5 protein-coding genes are annotated in these 7,452 nt (G+C 68.0%); 2 read left to right on the forward strand and 3 right to left on the reverse strand.

Going from position 1 to position 7,452, the window contains the following annotated elements; genetic code table 11:
- The coding region (locus EB084_15790) for a sigma-70 family RNA polymerase sigma factor (protein NDD29720.1) at window positions 1–371 on the forward strand (371 nt) is incomplete at its 5' end.
- Complete coding sequence (locus EB084_15795) at window positions 371–4,111, forward strand: hypothetical protein (protein NDD29721.1); 3,741 nt, start codon at window positions 371–373, stop codon at window positions 4,109–4,111. The genes EB084_15790 and EB084_15795, both read left to right, overlap by 1 nt.
- A gap of 77 nt (window positions 4,112–4,188) precedes the next feature.
- On the opposite strand, the gene EB084_15800 is transcribed toward EB084_15795, so the two are convergent.
- The 3 genes from EB084_15800 to EB084_15810 all read right to left on the reverse strand — a co-directional run.
- Window positions 4,189–4,869, reverse strand: coding sequence for a DNA-binding response regulator (locus tag EB084_15800; GenBank protein NDD29722.1), 681 nt, complete (start codon window positions 4,867–4,869; stop codon window positions 4,189–4,191).
- Complete coding sequence (locus EB084_15805) at window positions 4,859–6,283, reverse strand: response regulator (protein NDD29723.1); 1,425 nt, start codon at window positions 6,281–6,283, stop codon at window positions 4,859–4,861. Before EB084_15805 ends, EB084_15800 begins: the two co-directional genes overlap by 11 nt.
- 186 nt (window positions 6,284–6,469) lie before the next feature.
- On the reverse strand, window positions 6,470–7,452 hold a 983-nt coding region (locus EB084_15810), incomplete at its 5' end, for a DUF2183 domain-containing protein (GenBank protein NDD29724.1).

The raw sequence follows: 7,452 nt of genomic DNA on the forward strand, positions 1-7,452 counted from the left end.
CGCAGCATCCACGTGTGCGCGACCCGCGTGCCGCGCACACGTGGATGCTGCGCATCGTGACGCACCGCTGCCGGCGCCTGCAGCGGCGCCAGCCTGTGCAATCGCTCGAGACCCTGCTCGCGTCCGGACAAGAACCCGTCGCCCCCGACGCCACCCACGCCGCCGAAACGCGCCTGGGCATAGAGGCGGCGATGGCGTCGCTGCCCTCGTCCGATCAGGAGGTTCTCACCCTGCGCGAGATGCTGTCGCTCTCCTACGAAGAGATAGCAGCCTCCCTCGCGGTGCCGCTGGGCACCGTGCGCAGCCGCCTCGCCAAGGCCCGCCAACGTCTCATCTCCGCCCTGCGTGGCACAGAAAAGGAGCGCCGCTGATGACGACCATCGCCCCCCTCAGCTGTGATGACATCTTCGAATCGCTCTCGGCCTTCATCGACGACATGGCCGACACGCACGAGACCCGCCAGGTGGAGGAGCACCTCGCGGCGTGCGACACCTGTCGCGAGACCGCGCGAACCCTTCGTGCCGTGTCCGTCATCTCAACCGAGCCCTCCGCACCGGTTCCCACCGGCTTCGCGGCGCGCACCGCGCGTCAGGTGCGAGAGCGCGCCAATCGCTCGTGGCGCGAGCGACTGCGCCAGGCGACGAGAGCACTGACCGACTGGATCGATGTCGGCGAGCCCAATCCTCTCAGCACGCTGCTGCGTTCGCGCGCGGCGCAGAGCAACGTGCGCCCCGCGTCGCTCTGGGCAGGACTGGCCGTCGTGCTCTTCGGCGCGCCGAGCGTGACCCTGCAGGCGGCGTGGTCACCCGAGAGCGGAGCGGCCTTCCTGATGGCCGCGGCCCTGGCGATGCTCATCGCCGTTCCCATCTCCCAGGCCCTGTCAGACGTGGCGCTGATGGTGTCGCTGCGAAAGGGCCGCTGCCTCGATGAGGTCGTGGTCTCAGGGATGTCGGCAGGGGAGATCGTCGACATCATCGCGCTTCACGGCGTGCGAACCGCGTTCCGGACGTGCTGGCCCATGGCCCTGCTGCTGCTGCTCGGAGCGCTGCTCTTTCCCGCGGTGCCGCACACCGTGGCCGAAGTCGTGGCAGGCTTCGGGCAGCCCACGCTCGCGCCCGCATACGCGCGCGCCCTGGCCGTTGGGGCGGCCGCGCTCTGGCTTCCCGCCGTCTGCGCCATGACCGCGTGCCTGTCGTACGCCGAGCAGGCGAAGACGCTCTTCAAGCGCGACGGTGTGGGGACGAGCACGGCGAGCATCGTGGTGTTCGTGCTCCTGGCGCTCACGTCGGTGCCCGGCTGGGTGCTTCTGGGCAGCGTCATGGGCTTGTTCGAGGGGACCGGGCTGATGGAAAGCGCCGGTGCGGGTGAGGCGGCCCTCGGGCTGGTGGCGGGCGCCGTGCTGTGTGCCGTTCTCGGGCGCTCCCTCGCGACGTGGGGCATACGGAACCTGCCGCTGCTCGAGCGATGGAGTCGCAATGCGCTCTCTCGCCAGCGCAACCCGTTTGTTCGTCCCCCCAGCGAGAACCCCATCACGATGCGCGAGATGCGCCGCCAGGCCACCGCGGTGCCGGGCGGCCTGGCAGGCCTCTTCGTCGCGCGGCTGCTCCCCGTGCTGCTGCCCGGAGGCGCGGTCGTGCTGCTGCTCTCGCTCGTCGGCAGCAAGAACCACCCTGCCGAGTGGCCGGGCTACTGGATCTGCGGCGCTCTGGTCATTGCGGCCACGACCTTCGTGCGTGCCGCCCACCGGACGTCGACGGCCCTGGTGCAGGAACGCGAGCAGGGCACCTTCGACGTGCTGCTGCAGAGCGGGCTGACCCCCCAGGAGTTCATTCACGGCTGGCTCGAGGTGACCCGATGGCCGCTCTACCTCGGACTGGCCATGACCGTGGCGCTGGGCACAACGATCGCGCTGGCCGCCCCCGAGGTGCTGGGATGGGAGCTCTCGTCAGACCCCAGCTATGCGTACGGCACGTTGCTGCTCAGCATTGTGGCCGTGTCGCTCAGCCCGTGGGCCGGCACCTGGGTGGGGCTGGGCATCTCGAGCGTCAGCCTCAGCCGACGTGAAGCCATCGGCAAGCTCGCGCTGACCGCGACGCAGATGGTGCTGCTCTCGCTCGTCGTCTGGTGCGTGCTCGGAACGGTAGTGACCCGCGCACTGTCGCTGGGGCCGGTGTCATACGACTGCATGGCGTCGCTGATGGACATCGTGCTGCCCCTGGCCGCATTCGCACTCGCCAGCGTGGCCCTGTCGTGGAGAGGGCGCAGGCAGGTCGACCGGCACCTGGTGGCGTTCTGGCACGAGGCTCCCCCTGCTACCGAGCCGATCTGCCCGACCTTCGCGCTGCAGCAGCGACTCGTTCTGTGGCCGCTCTGGACGGCATTCACCCTGATCTTCCTCGCCCACGCGTCAACGGGCGCGATCCTCATTCTTCTCAACCCCAGAGAATCGCTCGATTCGGAGATCATCGAGCTGGTGGCGCCGCTCCTGACCCTGGCACTCGCCCATTCAGCCACAACCTGGCTGAAGGCGCTCGTGGAACGGGGCGCTCTCAACGCAGCGTCGACCAGCATCCTCGCCGAGCTGGGGGGCGGCCTGAGCGGAGCTGCAGTGAGGTGGCTGCTGGGTGCGTTCCCTATGCTGACAGGACTGCTGCGACCGCTGGGCCTGAACCCGGATACCGCAGATCTCGCGTTGGTCACGATCGGCTTCGTGCTCTGCTCGAGTGTCGCCGCTGCCGCGCAGTGGGCCCGCCGCGCACCCGTCGACGCAGCGCTGCCCGCCCCCCTCACGTCGACGCTCGCACCGTCGGCCTTGCGACGCCGCGCCCTGATCACCACGGCGCTTCTCGTGGCGCTCGTGGGCGTTGACACGATGGTGGCGCGACGAACGCTCGAAAGCGCGCGATTGAGTCCCGAGACGTCGGCCCAGCTGACAGACGTGCTCTCCCGTGTGCGCGCGCGTGAACAGGAGCGGCTGCTGACACCCCCTGCAGAGAACGGGTTTGCCCCTCTGAGCGTCGCGCTCATGACAAGCGAGAGCGAACCCATGTCGCGTCGCGATCGTCAGGTCGTCGATGCGTTCCGCAGCCTGTCGTTCGCCGACGTGGGAACCCGTGCAGAGGTGCTCGTGACGTTGGGGAAGCGCGCCACCGATGCCGCACGCGAAGCCGCGCGCCTCGACGCCGCGCTCCCCCTCATCCGTGACGTGGTGACCCGCCCTCGTTTCGTGGCGGCGCCGCCCCTGTCGAACGGATTCGACACACGACTCCCCAGCTTCACATTGATGCGCAACCTCGCCCGCAGCCTGTCGATCCGGGCGCTCATGCATGAGCGCGCCGGACACCTCGACCGCGCCGTCGACCTTCATCTTCTCTGCTTGCAATGGTCAGACCGCATGGCGGGAGACGGCCCCCTGATCTACGGCATGATCACACTGGCCCTGAAGCGCGTCGCCGAGGAAGGCATGCTGGAGCTGCTCACCTGGCAGCGTCTCAGCGCGCGTGACTACGAGCAGATCATCAGCGCCGAGACGAACCGCCGCGCCACACCGTCACGCTTCTCTCAGCATCTCGAGAACGAGCTGGCCAGCGCCCTCACCCTGTTCACGCAGGCAGCGTCAGGAGAGCTCGTCACGGAAGACGGGCTGAAGAGCACGCGATGGCTGCCGAGCTTCGTGCTGGCGAGCGACCGTACGTACTACACCGACGTGATGCTCTCGATGGATCGTCAGTACAGCACCACCCCACGGGGTCTGCGAAGTCAGACAGATGCGCTGACGAACACGCTCTACCCCCTCCCCGACAGGCATCCCATCGCGATGGCCCTGCTCCCCGACGTGCATCGCGCGATGCTGCAGCTTCGCGTATCAGAGACGCGCAGCGAAGCCATCCGCGCCATCTGCACCCTCGAGCTCATGCGCCTGCGAGACGGCGCCTACCCCGCCGCGCTCCCCGCGGGATTCACCGATCTGGTGTCTGACAGCGGAACGTTCGGCTACACCCTCGAAGGCTCGCGCTACACCTTGACCAGCACGGGCCGGCAGGTCTCCACGCTGCTGGCACGCGGGAACCGGGGGGCGTTCCGATGGATGCCCTTCTCTACGTCACCGTGAGCGCGTCACCGTGAGCGCGTCACCGTGAGCGCGTCGCCGTGAGCGCGTCGTCATGAGCGCGATGCGGCGAGCGAGGGCTACCCCTGCTTCACCTCGGCCGGATCGACGATGCCCATGCGCAGGGCGCACAGCACAACCTGCACGCGATCATTGACCCCGCACTTGCGATAGATGTTCTTGAGATGCGCCTTCACCGTGTTGAGCGAGAGGCCCAGGGCTGCGGCAATCTCCTGATTGGTGCGCCCGCGGGCGGTGAGGGCCAGCACCTCGCGCTCGCGATCGCTCAGGCCCCGCGCGAGGGTGCGCTCCTCGGCGGAGTCAGCGCGCTTCTGCGAACGGGTGAGCAACAGGCCCGCCAGCCTTGGCTCGACATAGAGGTGCCCCGCGTGCACGTCGGCCAGGGCGCGCTTCACCTCATCGAACGACGCCGACTTCAAGATGTAGCCGTTGACGCCCGCGTCGAGCGCCTGCCGCAGCACATCTTCGTCTGTGTGCATGCTCAAGACGAGGATCTTCTGCGCAGGATTGGTCGCGCGGATGGCGGCGGCGCACCAGATGCCGTCGCTGCGCGGCAGGCCGATGTCGAGCAGCACCACGTCACACGTGACGCGACGAAGGGTGGCCACCGCTTCCTCCGCCGTGGTGGCCGTGGCCACCACCTGCGCGAAGCCGTCGAGCTCGAGCAGGCTCTTCATCCCATCACGCACAACGGCGTGATCATCGACCATGACGATGCGTATGGGCACCTCAGAGACCATCTTGACCCTCCAGGGGTAGTCTGAACGAGACGCGGGTTCCGCGTCCGAAGATCACGTCGAGCCAGCCCCCCACCAGTTCGGCGCGCTCGCGCATGCCGCGTATCCCGTAATGAGCGCGGCTGGCATCCGGTACCGCGGCGGCGCCTCGCCCGTTGTCGACGATCTCGCCCTCGAGCCAGGGGCCGTCGATGTGAAGATGCACCTTCACCCGGGTCGCCTCGGCGTGCCGCCGGATGTTCACCAGGGATTCCTGCACGATGCGGTAGAGAAAGAACGCCCGCAGGCGCCCCAGACCCGCAATCTCGTCGGGCACGACCAGCTCGGCCGCGAGACTCGCTTCTTGCGCCAGCGCGTTCACCAGGCCGCGCACCGCGTCGGCGGCGCTCGCGCCATCGAGTAGCGGCGAGCGCAGGTTCTCGATGAGGCGAGAGACGTCGTCGAGCAACGCCTTCGCCTGGGTGCGCGCGCCGGCCAGCTCTTCAGCGGCGCGGGCGCCATCGCGAGACTGGAGCTGCTCGACCAGCTGGAGACGGTAGAAGATGCCCGCCAGGGGCTGCGACACGGCGTCGTGGAGCTCGGTCGACATCAGCCTGCGCTCGGTCTCCTGGAAGTGTGCCACCTGCGCGAGACGCTTGGGGCTGATGTCAGACAAGATGCGAATGGCGTAGCGTCCGGACGCCGACGCGAGCATGGAGCCCGTCACCCCTCCCCACCCCAGATCGCCGCCCGCGCGCAGATAGCGGACCTCGAGGGTGTACTGGTCGCGCTCGCCTCGCATGAGCGACCGGAACAGGGCGCGCTCGGTGTCGGCAAAGGGGTCGGTGGAGAGCTCAGCCAGCCCCCGCCCGCGCAGCGAGTCGAATCCGAGCATCTGACAGAGCGTGGCATTGCACTCCACAACCCCACCCTCGACGTCGAGCAGCGCAATGCCCACACCCGCGCGTTCGAAGAGCGTGCGAAAGCGCTCCTCCTCGACCCGCACCTGTTGCTGGGCCTGATCGGCACGCTGCGCCAGCCGATGCTTGTACATGGCCATCTCGATGGCCACTCGCAGCTCGGCAGGTCGATAGGGCTTGATCAGGTACCCGGCTGGCTGCGCGACCTTGGCGCGAGCAATGGTCTGCTCGTCAGCGTAGGCCGTGAGGAAGATGACCGGCAGACCGTGCCGCTCGCGAATCTCGAGGGCTGCATCGATGCCCCGCATGCGCCCCCCGAGATTGATGTCCATGAGAATGACGTCGGGCATGAGCTCCGCCGTGCGCGTGAGACACGACTCGAAGGTTGCGCAGTGCCCGACCACGGTGTGCCCCATCTGCGTGAGCGCCGACTGGATGTCGGCGGCCACGATGAACTCGTCTTCGACGATGATCGCCCGCACCCCAGACGGGTCGACCGAGACCTTCGCTACCTGCATCTACCCTCGACCTGTGCCGCGACCTGATGCCCCCCACGGCTGCTTGCTTGATTTCCCAATGCTACCAGTTCTCGAAGGCGTTGTCATCACCCGCATTGGCGTGAAAAACCCTCAACACACCACCCGTTGGGATTAGCCCTGCCTGACAGTTCCTCTGTTGAACCCCGAACCCGTCGAACAAGGAGGTCAGCGAGATGAGACGCCGCCCAGGCCGGCCACCCGATCGAGCGCGCGCGTCAGCTCAGCCATGCGCGCCTCGCGCTGGGCAGGGCTGTCGAAGCGGATGGCCGCCATCTCACGGGTTGCCGCATCAGCCACGCGCTGCACCGCGTCGCGCGAGAGCAGGCCGAGCCCGAAGGCCTCCACCGCGGCGTCGACATAGGTGTCGAAGAGAACGACTCCTTCCGCCCGAAGACGGGCACGCTCGTCGTCGGGCGTAGCCTTCACATCATGGATGAGCACGCCGCGCACCGCGTCTCCCTGCGCTGCGACGGCGCGCTCGCCGAAGAGCACGTCGCCCTGACCGCTGTCGCCGATCAAGACCGCCCCATATTCCGGGAAAACGGCGCGATAGCGGGCGAGGCCCTGCAGCTTGGTCTCGGCCATGTGCTCGTGATTGATGAGGCCCCCCAGCGTGCCCGTGATGACGGGCGCTTCTGGCAGGCCGCGACGGCGCAGCATGTGGTGCACCGCGTTCTCCACCTTCCCGCTGGGCTCGCCCGGGCGGGCCGTGAGGAACGTGAGATCACCTTCCCGGCCGTCGGCCAGATCGAGCTCGCGGTAGAGCTGGCGCACCCCCGGATAAACGGTCTTGCGCGGATAGCGTTCGTCTTTCAAGGAGCAGAAAAGGGTGTCGTCGATGTCAGAGATCACCTTGGTGCCCGACCCGAGGACCGATTCCCCCGCGATGTGCCCCAGCATCTCGGCCCGGACAACCGGATTGTCGATCTCGTGGAACACGAGGTGCTCGAGGTCGCGGAAGTCACCGCCGGCGTCGACGCGGTTCTTGAGGTCGGTGAGCGCGTCTCCCCGGGTCGAGACGAAGAGGCTGCAGATGGCGCGCTCCTCGGGGCGACGGGTGATGCCGTGCTGCAGACCATCGACGAGGGCGGCACGGGCGTCTGTGTCGAGGTGCGCGACCTCGCGACGGGTGAGATAGTCGAGCAGCT

The sequence above is a fragment of the Pseudomonadota bacterium genome (assembly GCA_010028905.1).
Classification (GTDB): Bacteria; Vulcanimicrobiota; Xenobia; order RGZZ01; family RGZZ01; genus RGZZ01.